This is a genomic window from Enterococcus ureasiticus (assembly GCF_001730285.1).
Lineage (GTDB): Bacteria > Bacillota > Bacilli > Lactobacillales > Enterococcaceae > Enterococcus_L > Enterococcus_L ureasiticus.
This window is the reverse complement of record NZ_MIJZ01000013.1, coordinates 356,407-376,012: the sequence shown is the minus strand read 5'-3', so window position 1 is coordinate 376,012 and position 19,606 is coordinate 356,407. Positions and strand designations below refer to the sequence as shown.

The 19,606-nt window shown below is 35.8% G+C and carries 20 protein-coding genes and 2 pseudogenes; 19 read left to right on the top strand and 3 right to left on the bottom strand.

Annotated elements, in window-relative coordinates:
* Positions 1 to 16 precede the first annotated feature (16 nt).
* Positions 17 to 739: an amino acid ABC transporter ATP-binding protein gene (locus BCR21_RS10235; RefSeq protein WP_069646359.1), complete on the bottom strand. Its 723-nt coding sequence runs from the start codon at positions 737 to 739 to the stop codon at positions 17 to 19.
* Entirely contained in the window at positions 732 to 2,195 is a 1,464-nt protein-coding gene (locus tag BCR21_RS10230; RefSeq protein ID WP_069646358.1) for an ABC transporter substrate-binding protein/permease, read from the bottom strand. The genes BCR21_RS10235 and BCR21_RS10230 overlap by 8 nt, the downstream gene beginning before the upstream one ends.
* 224 nt (positions 2,196 to 2,419) lie before the next feature.
* Between BCR21_RS10230 and BCR21_RS10225 the strand changes: the two genes are divergently transcribed.
* From BCR21_RS10225 to BCR21_RS10170, 12 genes and pseudogenes are all read left to right on the top strand, one after another.
* The gene (locus BCR21_RS10225; protein WP_069646357.1) at positions 2,420 to 3,508 is read left to right on the top strand and encodes an iron-containing alcohol dehydrogenase family protein; all 1,089 of its coding nucleotides are present in this window, start codon (positions 2,420 to 2,422) and stop codon (positions 3,506 to 3,508) included.
* Positions 3,509 to 3,682: 174 nt separating this feature from the next.
* Positions 3,683 to 3,937 carry a hypothetical protein gene (locus BCR21_RS10220; RefSeq protein ID WP_069646356.1) on the top strand — a complete coding sequence of 85 codons (255 nt, stop codon included), beginning with the start codon at positions 3,683 to 3,685 and terminating at the stop codon, positions 3,935 to 3,937.
* Between the two features lie 48 nt (positions 3,938 to 3,985).
* Positions 3,986 to 4,288 (top strand): hypothetical protein, encoded by a 303-nt coding sequence (locus tag BCR21_RS10215; RefSeq protein WP_084013287.1) that lies wholly within the window; start codon positions 3,986 to 3,988, stop codon positions 4,286 to 4,288.
* 557 nt (positions 4,289 to 4,845) lie between these two features.
* A complete protein-coding gene (locus tag BCR21_RS10210; RefSeq protein ID WP_069646354.1) occupies positions 4,846 to 5,391 on the top strand; it encodes a hypothetical protein in 546 nt (181 codons plus the stop codon).
* A 1,133-nt stretch (positions 5,392 to 6,524) separates the two neighbouring features.
* Positions 6,525 to 6,713: a hypothetical protein gene (locus BCR21_RS10205; protein ID WP_069646353.1), complete on the top strand. Its 189-nt coding sequence runs from the start codon at positions 6,525 to 6,527 to the stop codon at positions 6,711 to 6,713.
* A 25-nt stretch (positions 6,714 to 6,738) separates the two neighbouring features.
* Positions 6,739 to 7,062, top strand: coding sequence for a hypothetical protein (locus BCR21_RS10200; protein WP_069646352.1), 324 nt, complete (start codon positions 6,739 to 6,741; stop codon positions 7,060 to 7,062).
* A gap of 127 nt (positions 7,063 to 7,189) precedes the next feature.
* A complete protein-coding gene (locus BCR21_RS10195) occupies positions 7,190 to 7,480 on the top strand; it encodes a YopX family protein (RefSeq protein WP_069646351.1) in 291 nt (96 codons plus the stop codon).
* A 269-nt stretch (positions 7,481 to 7,749) separates the two neighbouring features.
* Positions 7,750 to 8,052: pseudogene (locus tag BCR21_RS10190) on the top strand (WXG100 family type VII secretion target).
* A gap of 60 nt (positions 8,053 to 8,112) precedes the next feature.
* Positions 8,113 to 8,400, top strand: coding sequence for a TIGR04197 family type VII secretion effector (locus BCR21_RS10185; RefSeq protein WP_069646350.1), 288 nt, complete (start codon positions 8,113 to 8,115; stop codon positions 8,398 to 8,400).
* Complete coding sequence (locus BCR21_RS10180; RefSeq protein WP_069646349.1) at positions 8,400 to 8,786, top strand: DUF3958 family protein; 387 nt, start codon at positions 8,400 to 8,402, stop codon at positions 8,784 to 8,786. Before BCR21_RS10185 ends, BCR21_RS10180 begins: the two co-directional genes overlap by 1 nt.
* Positions 8,776 to 10,200, top strand: coding sequence for an LXG domain-containing protein (locus BCR21_RS10175; RefSeq protein ID WP_069646348.1), 1,425 nt, complete (start codon positions 8,776 to 8,778; stop codon positions 10,198 to 10,200). The genes BCR21_RS10180 and BCR21_RS10175 overlap by 11 nt, the downstream gene beginning before the upstream one ends.
* Before the next feature lie 20 nt (positions 10,201 to 10,220).
* Positions 10,221 to 10,646, top strand: coding sequence for a hypothetical protein (locus tag BCR21_RS10170; protein WP_084013286.1), 426 nt, complete (start codon positions 10,221 to 10,223; stop codon positions 10,644 to 10,646).
* Between the two features lie 102 nt (positions 10,647 to 10,748).
* Here the strand turns inward: BCR21_RS10170 and BCR21_RS10165 are convergent.
* Positions 10,749 to 12,054, bottom strand: a pseudogene (locus BCR21_RS10165) (ISL3 family transposase).
* A 253-nt stretch (positions 12,055 to 12,307) separates the two neighbouring features.
* On the opposite strand from BCR21_RS10165, the gene tgt reads away from it, so the two are divergent.
* From tgt to BCR21_RS10130, 7 genes are all read left to right on the top strand, one after another.
* On the top strand, positions 12,308 to 13,453 hold the full coding sequence (tgt, locus tag BCR21_RS10160; RefSeq protein WP_025873223.1) for a tRNA guanosine(34) transglycosylase Tgt: 1,146 nt from the start codon (positions 12,308 to 12,310) through the stop codon (positions 13,451 to 13,453).
* Positions 13,454 to 13,535: 82 nt separating this feature from the next.
* On the top strand, positions 13,536 to 13,907 hold the full coding sequence (gene yajC, locus BCR21_RS10155; protein ID WP_069646347.1) for a preprotein translocase subunit YajC: 372 nt from the start codon (positions 13,536 to 13,538) through the stop codon (positions 13,905 to 13,907).
* Between the two features lie 45 nt (positions 13,908 to 13,952).
* Positions 13,953 to 14,270, top strand: coding sequence for a post-transcriptional regulator (locus tag BCR21_RS10150; RefSeq protein ID WP_069646346.1), 318 nt, complete (start codon positions 13,953 to 13,955; stop codon positions 14,268 to 14,270).
* Positions 14,271 to 14,458: 188 nt separating this feature from the next.
* Positions 14,459 to 17,056, top strand: a complete 2,598-nt coding sequence (gene adhE, locus BCR21_RS10145) for a bifunctional acetaldehyde-CoA/alcohol dehydrogenase (RefSeq protein ID WP_069646345.1) — start codon at positions 14,459 to 14,461, stop codon at positions 17,054 to 17,056.
* Positions 17,057 to 17,148: 92 nt separating this feature from the next.
* A complete protein-coding gene (locus BCR21_RS10140; RefSeq protein WP_069646344.1) occupies positions 17,149 to 17,586 on the top strand; it encodes a GNAT family N-acetyltransferase in 438 nt (145 codons plus the stop codon).
* 25 nt (positions 17,587 to 17,611) lie between these two features.
* Positions 17,612 to 18,376, top strand: coding sequence for a type I methionyl aminopeptidase (map, locus tag BCR21_RS10135; protein ID WP_069646343.1), 765 nt, complete (start codon positions 17,612 to 17,614; stop codon positions 18,374 to 18,376).
* Positions 18,377 to 18,490: 114 nt separating this feature from the next.
* Entirely contained in the window at positions 18,491 to 19,357 is an 867-nt protein-coding gene (locus BCR21_RS10130; protein ID WP_069646342.1) for a VOC family protein, read from the top strand.
* The last annotated feature ends 249 nt before the right edge of the window (positions 19,358 to 19,606 follow it).

Sequence of the window (19,606 nt, the reverse complement as noted above, 5' to 3'; positions counted from 1 at the left end):
GGTCCTCTTTCGATTTTTATAAAACTTTTCTTAAAAAATCTTGAGTTCTTGGGTTTTTCGGTTGACCAAAAATTTCTTCAGGGGTGCCTTCTTCTTGAATAATTCCTGCATCCATGAAAATCACACGATCGGCTACTTCACGGGCGAAGCCCATTTCGTGTGTTACAACGACCATCGTCATTCCTTCAACGGCCAAAGCTTTCATAACAGCTAAAACTTCACCAACCATTTCGGGATCGAGTGCAGAGGTCGGTTCATCAAAAAGCATCACATCAGGATTCATTGCTAAGGCACGAGCGATCGCTACCCGTTGTTGTTGCCCACCAGATAAGCTTGAAGGGTAGCTTGCAGCTTTATCTTTTAAACCAACTTGTTCTAATAAAGCATGAGCTTTTTCTTTCGCTTTTTCTGGTGTTTCTTTTTTGACTTTGATTGGACTGATCGTTAAATTGTCTAAAACTGTTTTATGGGGAAATAGATTGAAATTTTGGAATACCATACCCATTTTTTGGCGAAGAGCATCGATATCTGTATCCTTATCCAATAAATTTTTGCCTTCAAATTCGATCGTTCCGTCTGTTGGTTGTTCTAATAAGTTTAAGCAACGTAAGAAGGTACTTTTTCCGCTGCCAGAAGGGCCAATGATTACGACCACTTCTCCAGCTTTTACATCTAAATCGATGCCTTTTAAGACTTCATTTTTCCCAAAGGTTTTGTGTAAGTTTTTTATATTAATCACTAGTGCTCATTCTCCTTTCAGCAACACCTAACAGGCGTGAAATAGTAAAGGTTAAAACAAAGTAAATCAATGATACAACAAGGTATGGTAAGAATGGTTTAAAGCTAGCTCCTTGAACATTGCCGGCTTGGAATATCAATTCCGAAACTCCGATGACCGAAACGACAGAAGATTCTTTGATTACAGTGACAAATTCATTTCCTAAAGCAGGTAAGATATTTTTGATTGCTTGGGGTAAAATAATGTAACGCATCGCTTGCGGTTGATTCATACCAAGAGAACGCGCAGCTTCTAATTGTCCTTTGTTAACGGCATTGATTCCGGCACGAACGATTTCAGCAACATAAGCACCGCTGTTTAATGCAAGAGCGATACAACCAGCAGCGATTTTCGATAAATCAAGACCTAGAACACCTGTACCAAAATAAACGATAAAAATTTGTACTAATAGAGGCGTACCACGAACATATTCAATATAACAGATAGCGATACCACGTAAAATTTTCGATTTTGATAACTTCATTAAGGCTAGTAAACCACCCAGAATAGCACCAAACAATACGCCCATAAAGGCTAAGAAAATGGTGTAACCAGCACCACTGATATAGAATTTTCCGTATTTTCCAAGGAAGCTTTCATCGTCTGTAAACATTAATTTACCAGCTTCTTTTTTATAACCATCTAATAAATTATTATCATTGATCGTTTTGATTGAAGCGTTGACTTTTTGTTGTAAAATAGGTGCATTTTTAGGAATCGCAACAGCTGCATCTTTTTGACCTTGTTCAAATGAAACGTCTGCAAATGTCAATTCTTGATCACGATCAACATAAGCTTCAGCAACGGGGCCTTCCAGAACAGCTGCATCAACTTTTTTATTTTTTAAATTCATGATGATGTCTGGTACTTTTTGTAAAGAAGTTGGAATCGAACCAACAAGTTCTGTTTTCGCCAATTCTTCTTGTGTAGTTTGTTTTTGAACGCCAACTTTTACACCATCAAAATCCTTTGTTGATTGAAATTGATCTTTGTCCGCTTTTCTAACGACAACTTTTTGTTGGACAGTCATGTAAGGAGTCGAAAAATTAACTTCTTGCAGTCGTTCAGGTGTTGGTGCCATACCTGAAATAATCAAATCGATTTTGCCAGTTTTCAATGCACCTAATAATGCATCAAAACCCAATTCTTCGATTTTTAATTTAACGCCAAGATCATCTGCGATTTTTTGTGCAATTGAGATGTCAAAACCAACAACCTGGTCTTTACCGTCAACATCTGCATGAAATTCATACGGTGCATAGTCAGCAGACAACCCAACGATTAGTTCACCACGTTTCATAATGCTGTCGTAGACTGGATCTGGTTCTTCGGCGATTGCTGTAGTTACCGGGATAAAAGTGAGTAGTATCAGCAATATAGGGATAATAAGTGCTAAGGTTTTTTTACATAATTTCATTTGTTCTTCTCCTTTATAATAGAGTGATAACAGTTGAGTAAGTACAACTGCCTAGTTTTTCAATAAATATTCTAAAAAACGTGTATAAATGTATAAAAATTTATTGTTTTTGGATGTGTTTTATCATATCATAGATTAAGGGAAAGGAAAAGTGAATTTTATCAAAGAATTTACAAAAATTCACTTTTGCATAAAAATTAGTAAAAAATGAAAGGTCGAGAAGAATGAATCAATCATTGATAGTAAGAGGAGCGCCGCAAGAATATGAATGCCGGGTTGGTGCGTGGGATGATTTAGAAGAACATTTAAATAGAAGAAAGATCAAACGAGTAATGGTTTTACATGGGAAAGATTCATGGGAAGCGGCGAAACCGTATTTTCCTACATTAATGAATATAGATGCACACTTTGTCTATTATGGCGGAGAATGTACGGATGAGCAGACGATAGCGTTAAAGCAAATGTTTGAACACGAGCAATTAGAAGCAATCATCGCTGTTGGAGGTGGGAAAATTGCAGATTTAGGTAAAGCTGTAGCGAATCAATGTGATACGCCTATCTTGATTTTACCAACACTAGCTGCAACCTGTGCTGCGTATACACCATTAAGTGTGATATACAAAAATGATGGTGCTATGGATCGCTATGATGTCTTTGCTAAAAGTAATGCATTAGTGTTGATTGAGCCTAAAGTGATCTTGGATTCACCAATCGAGTTGATGATCGCAGGGATCGGCGATACTGTGGCTAAATGGTATGAAGCAGATGCAATGATCTCACAATTATCAGTACAGCCGATCGAGATCCAGGTATCTGCATACGCAGCTAAAAAATGCCGAGATGTTTTACTTGCGGACAGTCAAGAAGCACTCAATGCTATGAAAGAAAAAGAAATCAATCAAGCCTTTTTAAATGTTGTAGAAACGAATATTTTACTTGGCGGGATGGTTGGTGGCTTCGGTGATGATTACGGTCGAACCTCAGGGGCTCACTCAATTCACGATGCATTGACTATTTTACCAGAGAGCCACCACCAACTTCATGGCAATAAAGTTGCGTATGGTGTTTTGGTTCAGTTAGTGATCGAAAATAAATGGTCAGAAATCGAGCAGCTAATTCCGTTTTACCGCAGTCTTGATTTACCTATTTCACTAAAGAAAATGAAGATGTGTTTATCAGAGGATGATTATCAGCGTGTTGCTGAACGTGCTGCTGAGCCGCACGAAACCATTCATTATATGAAAGAAAAGATCACACCAGAAATTGTAAAAACAGCAATGATCGAACTTGAAACAGCGATGAGCAGTAGATAAGTGAAGTTGAAAAAATCAAAAAAACTGGAGAACGGAGTTTTTGAACGCTGATCTCCAGTTTTTATTGTTCTAAGGATATCCTAAACAAAGCCTGTAAAACCTTAGTTTTAAGTTAAGGAATGAACGATACATTTTATATCAGGTTAGTAAGTAGCTAAAAGTGATTTTACTTAGATGAAGCGAGATCACTTTTTTGTTGTTGTGTTTCTTTTGTTGGTTAGTTTCGCATTCCTTGTATCCCCTGATCAGTATCATGCTGAGGAAGAAAAGGTACTTCAAGGAATTAAAATGTATACAGAAGAATACAACCAAGCGAAACAATTACTACCAGAAGGTTATACTTTTGTTGGTGATAGTTCGGATTACTCAATTAGAGCTTCTCGACCAGTACTTCTTGCTCGAGATCATATCCAGAAATACGGTTGGTAAGGCTATTACAGTACTGAGGATTACATTATAGGTTCTACTGGGTTAGGTTTGCGTCTTGAAGCTATGCAACTATTGGTGTCTCATCCGAAAGGAACAGTAACTTACCGGATGCACGTTCAAGGTCAAGGATGGCAATCTTGGAGACATGAAAGTGGTGTAGCAGGCTCTCAAGGATCGGGTTTACGAAGCGAAGCCGTACAAATTAAAGCAACTAAAAAACTTTATGTAATTTACAGAGCTCATGTACAAGGGAAAGGTGGGTTACCTTGGGTTAGAAATGGAGATGTTGCAGGAACAACTGGACAAGCCAAGCGACTGGATGGTATACAAGTTTTATTATCTTATAGCTAATTAGCATAAATAAAAATATCTAACCTTTTAAAGTAGCTACAAATTAATGTAGCTACTTTTTTTGTAGTTCAAATATAAAAAAATATCGCATAATAACCTACAATTGTTAAAAGAAGCGTTCATAAAATTTTTTTCTTAGTTTTAAAATGGAAGCTATCAAAACTTAAAAGTATTGATCGGATAAATTATACCTACAAGAATCACGTCAATAGGCTATCAAAATTTACAATCATAAGAGTCTGCTCAATTTTGTTTCAATTTAGATTGATTTAAAGTAAGTTTATTTAATTACTAATTGTACGTGTTATTAATTTTTAGTAACTTTCATAGATGATGTTTTATCATTAAATCCTTCAGGATATGGAATAGTCAGTAGTCCAATAAATCTGTAATTTCTATCCTTTAAGGATAGCTATTTAATAAGAAAATGACAGCGGGTACACCAAGTAAGTTTTAGATATAGAGTTAAGATCTTAAAAGAAAATTAAGAAAATAAATATTTCCAAATCATTTCGTTTGTGTTACAATTGTGTTACAAAAGAAAAGGAGTGTTTAATATGAAAAACATATGGATTGTTGGGTTATTATTTTTATTTTTGGTAGGATGTTCTGAAGAAAAGCCAAAGGAAACAAAAGATAGTTCTAACATACAAAGTTCACAAAGTACACAGAAAAAAAAGGTATACGAAAAATCATCGAGTGTAGCATCACAATCAAATGAGAATCCTCATTTAGATCAGAATTCCAATTCAGGTATGATTAATGATTCTAGTCAAAGTATGACCATCAACAACTCTGAGGTAAGTGAAAATACTAATTCCGAAGTGGGTGACAATGCTAATGCGGCAACACCTGTGCCAATAAGAGGTGCTTGGGTAGGTAACAATGGTGAAGTAGATATTGAAGTCACGATAACAGAGAATACTATTATTTCAAATGGTCAGACATATACGGTTACTGGTTTCACGCAAAGTGGAAATACGTATACTATTGTTTGGGATATTGATAGTGTTGCTAACCCAGGTAATCCACAGCCATTTATTTATACCTATTCACCAGAAACTGATGAATTGAGCGCTGGGATTGTTTTAAAACGTAAATAAATCTGATTTGACAATTGATTTTTACAGATAAAAGTCTTTAGATAAAGGGAAAATAAAAGTGTTCAGCTACGAAACTGTTAATTCGCAACCTAATCAAATTGAGTTATTTTTTGTGGGTTGCGATGCAATTTCTTTTTTAAATGGCGGTAACTAAAATCACTGATTATTTAGTTTAAAAGAAGTGTACAGAAAATGACTGAAAATCAACAGTTGAATGAACTAGGGTTTCAGTTATTCGTGGATCTTTTAGAGGAAATTCCGAGAGAAAAAAAGTTTGGAATAAAGAGCGGCAACTAGAAGGGATTCAGCGAGCAAAAGAAAAGAAAGTCTATAAAGGAAGACAAATAAAGTATTCCGAAACGACTACAAATCCAGAAAATCGAACGGTTTATTTTCAGATCAAGGATTTAATTTTAAAGGGGGTTCCAATCACATCCATTAAAAATATGACTGGAGCAAACCGTGTGACCATTTATCGAATAAAAAAGGAACTGGAAAGTTAAAATTCCAGTTCCTTTTTTACATTTTAAACTATTTGAATAAAGGGAATTAAATTATAAACCGCCATTTATCGAAGCAAAAACCCCGCCATTTAAAAAGGAAATTGACAGCTATCCTTTTTATTCAATTAAGTACCTCAACCAAAAACATTGGAAACACAAGTAAAGCAAGAGAAATATTGAAATCAAATTCAAAGTATGATTATTTTCTCGATTATGTTGTTGATCCTAATTCAATAGAGTTCTCGCTGTATAACTGTAATAATGATTGGAGCCTTTCAACCGATAAAAACGACATATTGATTCAAGAATATATCAATCTAACCAAACAACAAACCATTGAAATAGTAAGCACTTGCCACCACATAGAGCGTTTTAGGTATGGATATTCATTTTATTATATGTATGCAGGTAGAAAGGTGAATCTTTGCATGAGATTACTGAACAACACTACAAAGAAAAAAACAAACAGTAACTGAATACATTGAGAATTATTTTGACACTACAGCAGCATTCCATGAATTGGCAAGAAAGAAAATACCACCTTTGGAAAGAAAATTGATGAGTCAAAGGGCAAAGGAATATCTATCAAAAAAATGACCGTTTTTGGGACAAGAAAGGAAATGATTAGTCATGTTATTATCTGAAAAACTTAAGAAGGTTAGTTTCACTGAGATTGATGATCCTGTAGAATATTTTGATCAGTTGGCTAGTGAAGCAACTGAAATGGAATCAATAATAAGCGTACACTCGATCCTTGTTGAACAATTGGGGCAGAATGTCGTTGAAGATACGATAAAAAATTACTTACAAGATAAATGACGGTTTTTGGGAAGGAGAAAAATAAATGTTAGAAGTAATGAAAAATGAATTAAATAAGATGGAAGTTCTTGATAGTTCTGTAGGTGGCGGAGAGTTAGAATGTGTATTGATTAAAGATACTGAAGACAATAGAAAGAAAATAAATATGTTGCTATGTTTAGTTAATAATTGGGCTATAGTGCCTGAACACTATGCCCCTGCAACTTATGAATTTATCGATGTATGTAAAAAGGAGTGCGAAGGTTATCTCGATATAGCTTATCTCGTTTATAATTTTTTCCAAAACGTTCAAGTAGATCATTTAGGGTTTGATCAAGAACGTAAGCAGTGGATAATATCTCTAGATTAGACGGTTTTTGGGAAGGAGAAAGAAGTGCGTACTATAAAATTTCGTGGAAAATGTCGAGATACGAAAGAATGGGTTTATGGATATTATGTGTATGAGGGCATGGGAAATCATTTGATCGTGAGTTTCAATGAAGAACTTAAACAAAGTACTAAGTTGGGAAGTCATTCCTGAAACTGTTAACGAGTATGTAGGATGCGATGATAAATATCAAGTAGAAATTTATGAGGATGATTACTTATTAGATGAATTTTTGTCAACTCCTGAAGAAAATATATATTCAAGAGTAATTTTCAATGATGGGGGATTCTTTACTGTATCCAAAGAAAATTATTTTGAAATACGTGAGGAAAATGAAACAAGTGCTGTTGTTGGGAACGTTGTAGACAATCCAGAGTTAGAAGAATGTTATAAAAAATAGTAGCAACTTTAGGAAGGATAAACTGATCCTTTTATTTTATCCTTATTGTGTAAATTTTGAATATAACTAAAAGTGATCTTATGCAGTTGCGGTGAGATCACTTTTTTGATGTAATTTACATATGTAAATAAGTTCCTTTAATAATGAGAAAGGTAAAACTTATTTTTATCAGGAAATTACTGATTTATCCAATATTTAGATAAAAATATTTCTCTTTATGTGTTAAACTAATATTGGAATGAAATTCACTCTAAAAGGAGAAATTAAATATGGCTGGAGATCGCATTAAATTATCACCACAGGAGCTACGCACGTCTGCTACAAAATATACGGATGGATCACAACAGGTTCAAGACATTTTATAAAAACTACAATCTGAACAAGATACAATTCAAGGGAACTGGGAAGGTTCAGGTTTTGACAGTTTTAATGATCAATTCACTGCTTTAAAACCAAAAGTAAGTGAGTTTGCGGAGTTATTAGAACAAATCAACAAGCAATTAAATGAAGTCGCAACTATAGTGGAAGAAACAGATCAAAATATTTCTTCAGCTATTGGTAGAGGATTATAACAATAAATAGACAGGAACCCCTAATAAGGTTCCTGTTTTTCTCTAAAAGGAGGTCTATAGGTGTCTATTAATAGCACAACCAGTGTAGCAGGTGGCGTGTCAGCTTCATTCAGCCAATCTGCAAGTGCTTTAAACAGTATTTCTGTCTCTGTTAGTTCAGGACAAATCAATGTTGCAGGAAACAGTGCAGCAATACAGAGTTTTTCAACCTTTCAATCCAGTCTAAAAGGGATCTCTAACAGTGTTGTACAAGCAGGGGATAACATTCATTCTGTCGCCAAAGAATTTGAACGGATTGATCAAAAGATTGCTCAGTTACCCACTCTTTCTTTTGGAGGGGTGAGATAATGGAATTAACAGCACAACAACTCTTTGAGGACAAAAATTATCGTTTCAATAATCAATTGGAGGAACTTCAAGAAGCACAACGAGAGAACAAAAAAGAGCAAGGATTTATTGAACAATTACAAGAACGCTTTTATAGCGTGCAACAACAAGAACATACCCTTTATGGACGCTCGTTGAATGAAGTAGATCCAGAAGAAAGACCTTTTTTTGAAGAGCGACAAGACGAGGGTTTTCATTTGTCACGCAAAGCATTACAGGAATTTGAAGAAGAACAAGAGCAACTGACACAATATCGTAAGAACTTGTTCGAGCAAGAGGATTCTGTCCGTTCCGATCAACGAGCTTTCTTAAAATCGGAAGGAAAGGAGAATCTTAATGGGACTTAAATTCAGTGTATCAGAAGCACAAACGAGAAGCTCGCAGGCTGCACAAGTAAATACACAAGCTCAACAAGCAGCTGCTTCATTACAACAAAGCGTGAGTTCATTTCTATCAGCTCCATTATCCAGTAAAGCCTATGATTCAGCAAAGAATTATTTTATGGTTGCCTATACCCCAATTTGCCAGTCCATTATTATGACAGGTGAAGCATTAGCTAATGGCCACAAGAAATTTCTAAGTGAGTATCAATCTACGGTTAGTGGTATGGATATGGATGAAGATAAAATCTTAGCTGAAATTGACGACTATAGAGCGTTATTGCATACGATTGACGAATTAATACGTGATGCAAAGACAGCAAGACCAGATTTAGAAAAGCGTTCAATGAATGCGTATGAAGCCATGCAAAAGAGACAAGAGAAGCTAGAAAAGTTTCGTGCATACAGTGCGCAGTCAGCAAGCTACTTTGAGGAATACAACGCGTCACAACAGGAATTAGACAAAGGTCTTGCCCAAGTGAAGGACTGTAAAGCATGGAATGCTGCTTCAGGAACGTTTGATATCAAGAAATTAGACATGAATTGGGCAAAACCAATTGCGACTCGTTGGGGAGATCGCCAGAAAAAAATTGATGCTAAAGTAAAAGCATATACTCTTGCAAATCAAGAGATCACAACAAAATTTGATGAATATGGAAATGTCTTGGGTGTGTATGTTGATGGCAAATTTGATGCAGAATTAACGAGTACATTGCAAGAATCTATTAGGACACAAAACTTTGATATGATTAAAGGCTTCGGGTCTGGATTTATTGATCAGTTAGCTAATAATAATGGTAAATCTTTATTAAATGAATGGTTTGGGGAAAGAAAATTTGGTGCAGAATTTTCAGGAACAAAAAATTATGCTGTAGGGCAATTTGTAGCAGACTTAGCTTCTTTAGTACAAGGCGGAGCAGAGTTTATCGGCGGTGGATTATGGGCATTCGGTGGTTCAGCAGCGTCCACAGTCTTTTCAGGTGGGGCAGGAGCAATTGCTGTTCCTGCAATTAATGCCAGTGGTTTAGCCGTATCTGGTCATGGATCTGGTGTATTTACTAGCGCATGGGGTAGTTTAGGTGATGGTTACCATTTTGAAGATAAATCGTATAATAACAAAAATGGAGAATGGGGAAATGGCAAGTTTGATAATACTGCCGATAATATACAAGATCATTTTGAAAAACATGGGGATGAAGTTGGCGCAAGTAGTATAGAGCAATACATGAGAAAAGCTCAAGAATTTGCAAGAACAGTGAAAAAAGGTGTGAAGCCTTCTCCAGTACCAGGAGCTACACAAGATGTGTTGAGATATAGAAAAAATGGGAAATATATTGATTTAGCACCGAATGGATCAATTATTTCCTTTGGAAAAACTTAACTCAAGGAAGGAGTATAGATATGGCTTTAACTCACGAATTTGAAATGTTTAAGAGTAGTAAAGATGTTGTATTTAACAAGGAAACAAGAAAAAACATGGTTAATATAGAGGATACTTTCATATTATATGGCATAGATACTTTAAAATGGATTCCGTCATTTTCAAAGAATTTTGAACAAAGATCTAACGGTTTGGATTATTACGGAAGAACGTATCTAGATTCTGAAGGAATAACTGTTTTAAAAGGGATCATTGGAGGGTGGTTGCAAATATTTAAATATGCTCCTGTCCAAATTGAATTAACTAGTGATTACGATATTGATAATGGTAAATTTAATAGTGTCATTATTGACAAGGAATATTTGCTAACCCAACTACAAAATCTGTTTGATCTGTGTGATAGCGCGCTAAAAAAAGACTATATTTTAGTTCATTTTGGTATTTAGTATAGATTTAGGATAGAGACTTTCGGCTCTTTGTCAACTAATGTTGGTGAAGAAAATCCAAAGAATTAAATCATTTATTATGAGTCTTAGAGGTCTTTTCCTCTAGGACTTTTTATTTGGTTGAAAAAGAACAGTACCAAAGCATAAAGTAATTCTCAATTTAAAATTATAGAAGTTACGGAAGCCATAGGCATTTCTTTTTAATACTTTTATATGATTATTCAAGCACTCTAACGGTCCGTTGGAATAAGGTAAATCCAACGCATTTTTAATGCCAGTTTGAACTTTATTAAAGGTACTAATTGTCGTTTGATAATAAGCTGGAAGCATAGAATAATCTTGGTCTAATAGCACGTGAAACCTTGTGTAGTCTCTGGTCTGTATGGCGTAGAGAAAATCCTGATAACAGGTATAGCCAGCTTTTAATTCCTTATCATAAGCAAGTAACCGATCTACGAGTTCTGTTTCTGTTAAATAGGCACGGAAAGAAGGACGCCATTGGCGTTTTTCAAAATTGAGAATTGATTGATTCTTTTGGAGAAGTTTCCAGTAATTCTTCAAGTGACGGTATTTTTTTGCCACTTCATTTCCCATATGAAGAAACGTATTCATTCGTTGAATGCGGTGTTTTAAGAATGTCCGTCCAATGTGTTGAACAATATGGAAGCGGTCAAGAATAATCTGAGCTTTGGGAAATAGTTTCTTAACTAAAGAAAAATAAGGTGCATACATATCGCAAACAATGTATTTTACCCCTTTACGAACAGCTAAAGGAAATCGTGAGAAATAGCGTTCTAAAAAAGGGAGTTGCCGATTTTCAACGACATCAATTAACTGTTTTGTTTGTCCGTTCATCATGATAAAGCTCATAGAAGCTGCGACATGTTTCACAGATTTGAATTCATCAAAACAAAGAACATCGGGCAAGGTGAGTCGATTGATTTTTTTTGGTTCATAAAACTGTTTTAATACGCGATAAACAGAAGAAACAGAGACTTTCTTTTGACGGGCAATTTCACTCATAGACGTGGTTTTTCTTAAACGATCGGCAATAGAAAGCTTCACTTTCTTTGAGATCGAACAACACTTTTCGACCAGACTTGTTTCAGCGACAAAGGTTTTATTACAAGAATGGCAGAAGAAACGGCGTTTCTTCAAGCGTAAATACGTTTGATTACTCAGAGACATCATTCAGTAAAATCAGACAGGTTGTAAAGCTCCAACGAATAATCGATCCTTCTTCTTTAGTACCACAAAGAGGACAAGAGTGGGCTAAATAATCCAATATACCAGAAAATACTTGGCAGATCCGTCCTTTGATGCGTTCTTTTTTTAAAGAGTTTTTATTAAAAGTAATGTTTAAGTCTAGAATATCTAATGTATTTTTGATAAGATTTGTATAGGACATCTTGATTTCCCCTTTTGAATGGTTTTCGTCGACTTAATTCTAAAGGATATCGAGGTGTCTTTTCTATTATTTTGCATTAAAAAAGATGTCGATGATTTCTCACCAACATCAAAAAGTATAGAGCCAAACTTTCTCTATCTTATTTTTATTCTTTAATAATTTCTTATTCACCTATGCCAAAAACATTGCAAATACGAACAAAAAAAAGTATGATGAGGAAAGTGTAAATTTACAAAAGAAAGTAGGAAAATGAATGACAGAACCAGCCATTCGTTATCGTTTAATAAAGAAAGAAAAACATACAGGTGCCCGTTTAGGAGAAATAATCACGCCTCACGGTACTTTTCCAACACCGATGTTTATGCCTGTAGGAACGTTAGCGACAGTAAAAACCATGTCACCAGAAGACTTGAAAGAGATGGGAGCCGGAGTGATCCTAAGCAATACCTATCATTTATGGCTTCGCCCCGGAGATGATTTGATTGCGGAAGCTGGCGGCTTACATAAGTTTATGAATTGGGATCAACCGATTTTAACTGATTCTGGTGGTTTTCAAGTCTTCTCATTAAGTGATATGCGAAAAATCACAGAAGAAGGGGTTCATTTTAGACATCATTTAAATGGATCTAAATTATTCCTTTCTCCAGAAAAAGCAATCAATATCCAAAATAATCTAGGTTCTGATATTATGATGAGTTTTGATGAATGTCCACCGTTTGACGAAAGCTATGATTATGTTAAGAAATCAATCGAGCGTACGTCACGCTGGGCAGAACGTGGATTGAAAGCACATGCTAATCCAGACCGTCAAGGCTTATTTGGAATCATTCAGGGTGCTGGGTATGAAGATCTACGTCGTCAAAGCGCCAAAGATTTGATCAGTATGGACTTTCCAGGCTATTCTATTGGTGGCTTATCAGTTGGTGAACCTAAAGCTGAAATGAACCGTGTGCTAGATTTTACAACGCCTTTGATTCCTGATAATAAACCAAGATATCTAATGGGTGTGGGAACAGCTGATTCATTGATTGATGGCGTGATTCGTGGTATCGATATGTTTGACTGTGTGTTGCCGACTCGAATTGCTAGAAATGGAACGTGTATGACTTCTAAGGGGCGTCTAGTTGTTAAAAATGCGCAGTACGCAAGAGATTTTCGTCCGTTGGATGAGAAATGTGATTGTTATACTTGTAAAAACTATACTCGTGCTTATATCCGTCATTTGATTAAAGCGGATGAAACATTTGGGATTCGTTTAACGTCGTACCATAATTTATATTTCCTATTGAATTTGATGAAACAAGTTCGTCAAGCAATTATGGATGATAATTTATTGGAATTTAGACAAGCTTTTTTTGAAGAATATGGCTTCAATAAAGAGAATGCGAAAAGTTTCTAAAAAATCAATCAAAAGACTAGTGTTGTACAAGAAATTTTGGTACAGTAAACTAGTGATTATAGGATAGAGAGGTGAATAGATAATGGGCGGAGGACTTTCGTTTATTTTACCATTAATTCTTTTAGCAGGAATGATGTTTTTTATGACTCGTTCGCAAAAGAAACAACAAAATGAACGTCAAACACTTTTAGATGCAATGAAAGTGGGCGATGACGTTGTAACGATTGGCGGATTACATGGTGTAATCTCTGAAATCGACAATGACAAAAAGACTGTACTGATCGATTGTGAAGGAATTATCCTTGAATTTGATCGTGCAGCAATCAAAACAGTTAAGCCAGGTACGGTTGTTGCAAATGACAACGATGTAACTGTAGTTGAAACGAAGGAAGAAACAGTGGTTGAAGAACCAACTATAACAGAAACTTCTGAAAACAACGAAACGAAAGAATAAATTCCAGCTTGCTGGAATTTTTTCTTTCTAAAACACATAAAAAAAATAGAGAGGTCATTCTTTAGAAAGAGGGGGAGAACCATCGAAAAGCTATCGTGGCATCAAAAGTTCTTATTGAAAAAAGAATTAAAAATCAAATGCCGATCTTTTCAGCAACTTGGTTATTCATCAGTTAATGAAACAGAATTGATGAACTATCTTGTTTCTTATCGTTGGAAAAAGAAAGCTCCATCATCGATCAAAGCGTGTCGGGAAGACATTTTACATATTGAGCCAAATGAATTTTTTGATTATCAGCAGTTGATTGCACAAACAAGTAGTTTAACAATTAAAGATTGGCGAGACTTGACGGATCTATTCTAATACGGATAGGTTCTTTTTTCTTTTTGTATAATAAGAAGCGCTTACTTTTATATTAGAGATAAAAATATGGTTTAATGTGAAAAAAATCACAATAAACTATTTACAAGTGAAAAATAATGTTGTATGATGTGTATGTGAAATAGTTAACAAACAAAAAATAAAACATTTATTTTTCTAGGAGGATCACAATGGCTAAAACAATGAAGAAAGAAGATACCAAAACGACTGATGTATCAGCAATGATCGACGAGTTAGCAAAAAAAGCAAATGTTGCTTTAAAAGAAATGGAAGACTTCGATCAAGAAAAAGTTGACCACATTGTGCACCAAATGGCAATGGCTGCTTTAGATCAACACATGCCTCTAGCAAAAATGGCAGTTGAAGAAACTGGCCGTGGAATTTATGAAGATAAAGCAATCAAAAATATGTACGCTTCTGAATATATCTGGAACAGCATCAAACATGACAAAACTGTAGGTGTTATTAATAAAGACGACCAAACAGGTTTGATTGAAATCGCTGAACCAGTCGGAGTAGTTTGTGGTGTTACACCAACAACGAATCCAACATCAACAACTATTTTTAAAGCATTGATTTCTATAAAAACACGTAACCCAATCGTTTTTGCTTTCCATCCAAGTGCACAAAAATGTTCTGCAGAAGCTGCTCGTATCGTTCGTGACGCAGCCATTAAAGCAGGTGCTCCAGAAAACTGTGTACAATGGATCGAACAACCTTCATTAGAAGCTACTTCAGGCTTGATGAATCACCCTGGAATCGCAATCGTTTTAGCCACTGGTGGTAGTGCTATGGTGAAATCAGCTTACTCTACTGGAAAACCAGCTTTAGGTGTTGGACCAGGTAACGTTCCTTCTTATATTGAAAAAACAGCGAAAATCAAACGTGCAGTCAATGACTTGATCGTTTCTAAATCATTTGATAATGGTATGATCTGTGCTTCTGAACAAGCTGTGATCGTAGACAAAGAAGTTTATGCGGCTGTAAAAGCTGAATTTGAAGCACATCAAGTATATTTTGTTAAACCAAACGAATTACAAAAACTAGAAGATGCTGTCATGAACGAAGGTAAATATGCCGTTAATCCAGCAATCGTTGGTTATTCTGCTGAACATATCGCAGAACTTGCAGGTATCAAAGTACCAAAAGGCACGAAAATCTTAATTGCTGAACTTGAAGGAGCAGGCGCTGAATACCCACTTTCTCGTGAGAAATTATCTCCAGTTTTAGCCATGATGAAAGCAAAAAATACAGATCATGCTTTTGACCTATGTGAAGCAATGCTTGAATTAGGTGGATTGGGACATACAGCTGTGATCCATACAGAAGATGAAGATCTACAAGTGAAATTTGGTTTACGTATGAAAGCTTGCCGTATCTTGGTAAACTCTCCATCTGCTGAAGGTGGGATCGGTAATATCTATAACGAAATGATTCCGTCATTAACATTAGGTTGTGGATCTTACGGTAAAAACTCAGTTTCTAAAAACGTATCTGCTGTAAACTTGATCAATGTCAAAACTGTAGCGAAACGGAGAAATAATATGCAATGGTTTAAATTACCACCAAAAATTTTCTTTGAAAAAAATTCATTACAATATCTACAAAAAATGGAAAATGTTGAACGTGTTATGATCGTCTGTGATCCAGGAATGGTTCAATTTGGTTATGCTGATACGGTTCGCAAAGAATTACAAAAACGTAAAAACGACGTTCAAATCGAAGTATTCTCAGCTGTAGAACCAAATCCATCAACAAACACAGTTTATGCTGGAACAAAAGTCATGGTTGATTTTGAACCAGATACAATCATCGCTTTAGGTGGGGGATCTGCAATGGATGCCGCTAAAGGCATGTGGATGTTTTATGAGCACCCAGATACAGAATTCTTTGGTGCAAAACAAAAATTCTTAGACATCCGTAAACGTACGTACAAAATTGAAAAAGCCGTTAAAACACAATTTGTATGTATCCCAACAACATCTGGTACTGGTTCAGAAGTAACACCGTTTGCGGTTATTACAGATAGTGAAACTCATGTGAAATATCCATTAGCTGATTATGCATTGACGCCAGATGTTGCGATTATCGATCCACAATTTGTTATGTCAGTTCCAGCTTCTGTCACAGCTGATACTGGTATGGATGTATTGACACATGCGATCGAGTCTTACGTTTCAGTAATGGCTTCTGATTACACGCGTGGATTAAGTTTACAAGCAATTAAATTAGTCTTTGAACACTTAGAAAACTCAGTGAAACGTCCAGATGCAGAAAGTCGTGAAAAAATGCATAATGCATCAACAATGGCTGGTATGGCTTTTGCCAACGCATTCTTAGGAATTTGTCACTCAGTAGCGCATAAAATTGGTGGAGAATATGGGATTCCTCACGGACGTACAAATGCGATTTTATTACCGCATATTATCCGTTACAATGCTAAAGATCCTTCAAAACATGCAATGTTCCCTAAATATGACTACTTCCGTGCAGACACAGATTACGCTGATATTGCGAAATTCTTAGGTCTTAAAGGAAAAAATACAGCAGAATTAGTGGATGCATTAGCAACAGCAGTTTACGATCTAGGTGTATCTGTTGGAATCGATATGAACTTGAAAGCACAAGGTGTAACACAAGAAATTCTTGATTCTACTGTTGATCATATGGCTGAACTAGCTTATGAAGATCAATGTACAACAGCAAATCCAAAAGAACCGTTGATCAGTGAATTGAAACAAATCATCATTGATGCCTACAATGGTTAATTGAATAAAGTGAGAAGAGTAGCTGAAAAGTTACTCTTCTTTTTTTATGAAAAGGAGTATAATGATGATAATCAAAGACGGAGGGATAGATAATGACGATCAGAGAAGCAAAACTAGAAGATATCGAAGCAATCAATCAACTAAATACTTACCCATTAAATCATGCATATCCACTTGAAGATGCTAAAGAACAGTTGAGTTATCTACTTTCATCACCTGTCAATAAATTATTTGTAAAAGAAATAGATGGAACCGTAGTTGGTTACGTCCAGTTAAGTGAATATGTTTGTACCTATGGCCCAAATCTGATGAATGTTATGGCACTTGTGGTAGGTGAAGACCTGCATGGAAAGGGCGTAGGGAAATCACTATTGAACTACTCAGAACAATGGGCAAAAGAAAACGGTGCACAAGGTATTCGCCTAAACTCAGGAGTTGAAAGAACCGAAGCACACAAATTTTATGAACATCAAGGATATGAGAGAGTGAAGAACCAAGTGAATTTCAGAAAATTGTTTCAATCAAAATAAATCAAATCATGAAAAGAGGATACAAATGATTACATTAAAATCAAAAAGAGAAATAGATAAGATGAAGGAATCAGGGGCCTTATTAGCAGATGTACACAAACAATTACGAACATTTATTAAGCCTGGAATTACAAGCTGGGATATCGAAGTATTTGTTCGGCATTATATTGAGAGTCATGGTGGAATACCTGCTCAAATCGGTTTTGAAGACTATGAATACGCAACATGTTGTAGTATCAATGATGAAATCTGCCATGGTTTTCCTAGGAAAAAGATATTAAAAGATGGAGACCTAATCAAGGTTGATATGTGTATTGACTTAAATGGTGCTATTTCAGATTCTTGTTGGGCTTATTCAGTAGGGAAAGCAACAGATGAGACGAAACATTTAATGGAAGTCACTAAAAAAGCTTTATATTTAGGCATCGAGCAAGCGCAAGTCGGTAATCGCGTTGGTGATATCGGTCATGCCATTCAAACGTATGTGGAGTCAGAAGGCTACAGTGTTGTTCGAGATTTTATAGCACATGGTATTGGTACAACGATTCATGAAGAACCATTTTTTGCCCACTACGGGGAACCTGGTAAGGGATTACGACTAAAAGAAGGTATGACAATAACGATAGAACCCATGGTCAATGCTGGTTTGTGGCAAATGGAAATGGAGCCAAATGGTTGGACTGCCAAGACAAGAGATGGTAGTTTAAGCTGCCAGTATGAACATAGTTTAGCGATTACAAAAGAAGGACCAGTGATTTTAACCTCGCAAGGAGAAGAAGGTAGCTACTAGAGTGAAATATCGTTCAAAAATAATAACGAGCATTGCTTTTTCAAATAAATCATTTGATGTATATAATGGAGTTAAAGTATCAGATTTATTCTATTCAAGAAAGGATGAGTAAAGATGTCCAAATTTTCTCCATGTTTATGGTTTGATGGAAAAGTAGAAGAAGCAGCGGAGTTTTATGTGAACGCATTTGAACAAAGTAAAATCAATAAGGTTGATTACTATGTAGACAGTGAACATCAACCTAAAGGATCAGTATTGACTATAGCGTTGACACTTGCAGGTCAAGAAGTTATTTTGTTGAATGGCGGGCCAGAATTTAATTTTACACCCGCAATTTCATTTTTTGTAGAATGTGAGACAGAAGAGCAAATCAACAAGTTATGGGAAACATTAAGCCATAAAGGGGAAGTACTGATGGAATTTGGGGCCTATCCTTTCAGCAAGAAATACGGTTGGTTAAAAGACCAGTACGGCGTTTCATGGCAGTTGGTCTTATCAGAAACGCCGCAATCTATTGCACCAAGCTTTTTATTTACTGGAGAACAGTTTGGAAAAGCAGAAGAGGCGATGAATCAATGGATTGAGATTTTTGGTGAAGGTAATGTAGAATATGTCCAAAAAAATCCGGATGGCACTGTCGCACAAGCTTTATTTACGATGCATGGACAACCGTTTAGAGTAATGGATAGTGGTGAGGATCATGATTTTACGTTTACGATGGCAACTTCATTTTATGTCTATTGTAAAGATCAAGCTGAAATCGATCGGTTGTGGGAGGCTGTCACGGCTAAAGGAAAAGAATGGCCATGTGGTTGGATGGAAGATAAGTATGGGGTGTGTTGGCAAACTGTTACGACGGATATGGATGAATTATTCGATAATTCTGATCCAGATAGGGCGTATCGCGTGATGCAGGAATTGTATAAAATGAAACGAATTGATATATCTGCATTGAGACAAGCGTATAAAGGAGAAAAATAAATTTTTTAAGTGTTACATGAAAGTACTCATTGCACAAATTTAATATCAATTAGGGAAGATGTTGGTACAGAATTGTTTTCCCCCGAGAAATAAGAAGCCTTCAACTCTTAGTGCTTTAGCACTTAGAAATTGATGTGATTGAAGCGTAACGTAGTGATTGTTTCTGTTTCCACAGTTTATTCGGATACTAAGTGACTGGGCCATAACTCTTAGAGTTATGGCCCAGTCATTTTCATTTTTTTTAGATTA

Excerpts from the sequence above, each read along its gene's own strand:
- adhE (WP_069646345.1), top strand. The coding sequence starts at position 14,459 with ATGGCTAAAACAATGAAGAAAGAAGATACCAAAACGACTGATGTATCA.
- map (WP_069646343.1), top strand. The coding sequence starts at position 17,612 with ATGATTACATTAAAATCAAAAAGAGAAATAGATAAGATGAAGGAATCA.
- tgt (WP_025873223.1), top strand. The coding sequence starts at position 12,308 with ATGACAGAACCAGCCATTCGTTATCGTTTAATAAAGAAAGAAAAACAT.
- BCR21_RS10175 (WP_069646348.1), top strand. The coding sequence starts at position 8,776 with ATGGGACTTAAATTCAGTGTATCAGAAGCACAAACGAGAAGCTCGCAG.
- BCR21_RS10210 (WP_069646354.1), top strand. The coding sequence starts at position 4,846 with ATGAAAAACATATGGATTGTTGGGTTATTATTTTTATTTTTGGTAGGA.
- BCR21_RS10220 (WP_069646356.1), top strand. The coding sequence starts at position 3,683 with ATGAAGCGAGATCACTTTTTTGTTGTTGTGTTTCTTTTGTTGGTTAGT.
- BCR21_RS10170 (WP_084013286.1), top strand. The coding sequence starts at position 10,221 with ATGGCTTTAACTCACGAATTTGAAATGTTTAAGAGTAGTAAAGATGTT.
- BCR21_RS10140 (WP_069646344.1), top strand. The coding sequence starts at position 17,149 with ATGACGATCAGAGAAGCAAAACTAGAAGATATCGAAGCAATCAATCAA.
- BCR21_RS10225 (WP_069646357.1), top strand. The coding sequence starts at position 2,420 with ATGAATCAATCATTGATAGTAAGAGGAGCGCCGCAAGAATATGAATGC.
- yajC (WP_069646347.1), top strand. The coding sequence starts at position 13,536 with ATGGGCGGAGGACTTTCGTTTATTTTACCATTAATTCTTTTAGCAGGA.
- BCR21_RS10180 (WP_069646349.1), top strand. The coding sequence starts at position 8,400 with ATGGAATTAACAGCACAACAACTCTTTGAGGACAAAAATTATCGTTTC.
- BCR21_RS10205 (WP_069646353.1), top strand. The coding sequence starts at position 6,525 with ATGTTATTATCTGAAAAACTTAAGAAGGTTAGTTTCACTGAGATTGAT.
- BCR21_RS10130 (WP_069646342.1), top strand. The coding sequence starts at position 18,491 with ATGTCCAAATTTTCTCCATGTTTATGGTTTGATGGAAAAGTAGAAGAA.
- BCR21_RS10200 (WP_069646352.1), top strand. The coding sequence starts at position 6,739 with ATGTTAGAAGTAATGAAAAATGAATTAAATAAGATGGAAGTTCTTGAT.
- BCR21_RS10195 (WP_069646351.1), top strand. The coding sequence starts at position 7,190 with ATGAAGAACTTAAACAAAGTACTAAGTTGGGAAGTCATTCCTGAAACT.
- BCR21_RS10230 (WP_069646358.1), bottom strand. The coding sequence starts at position 2,195 with ATGAAATTATGTAAAAAAACCTTAGCACTTATTATCCCTATATTGCTG.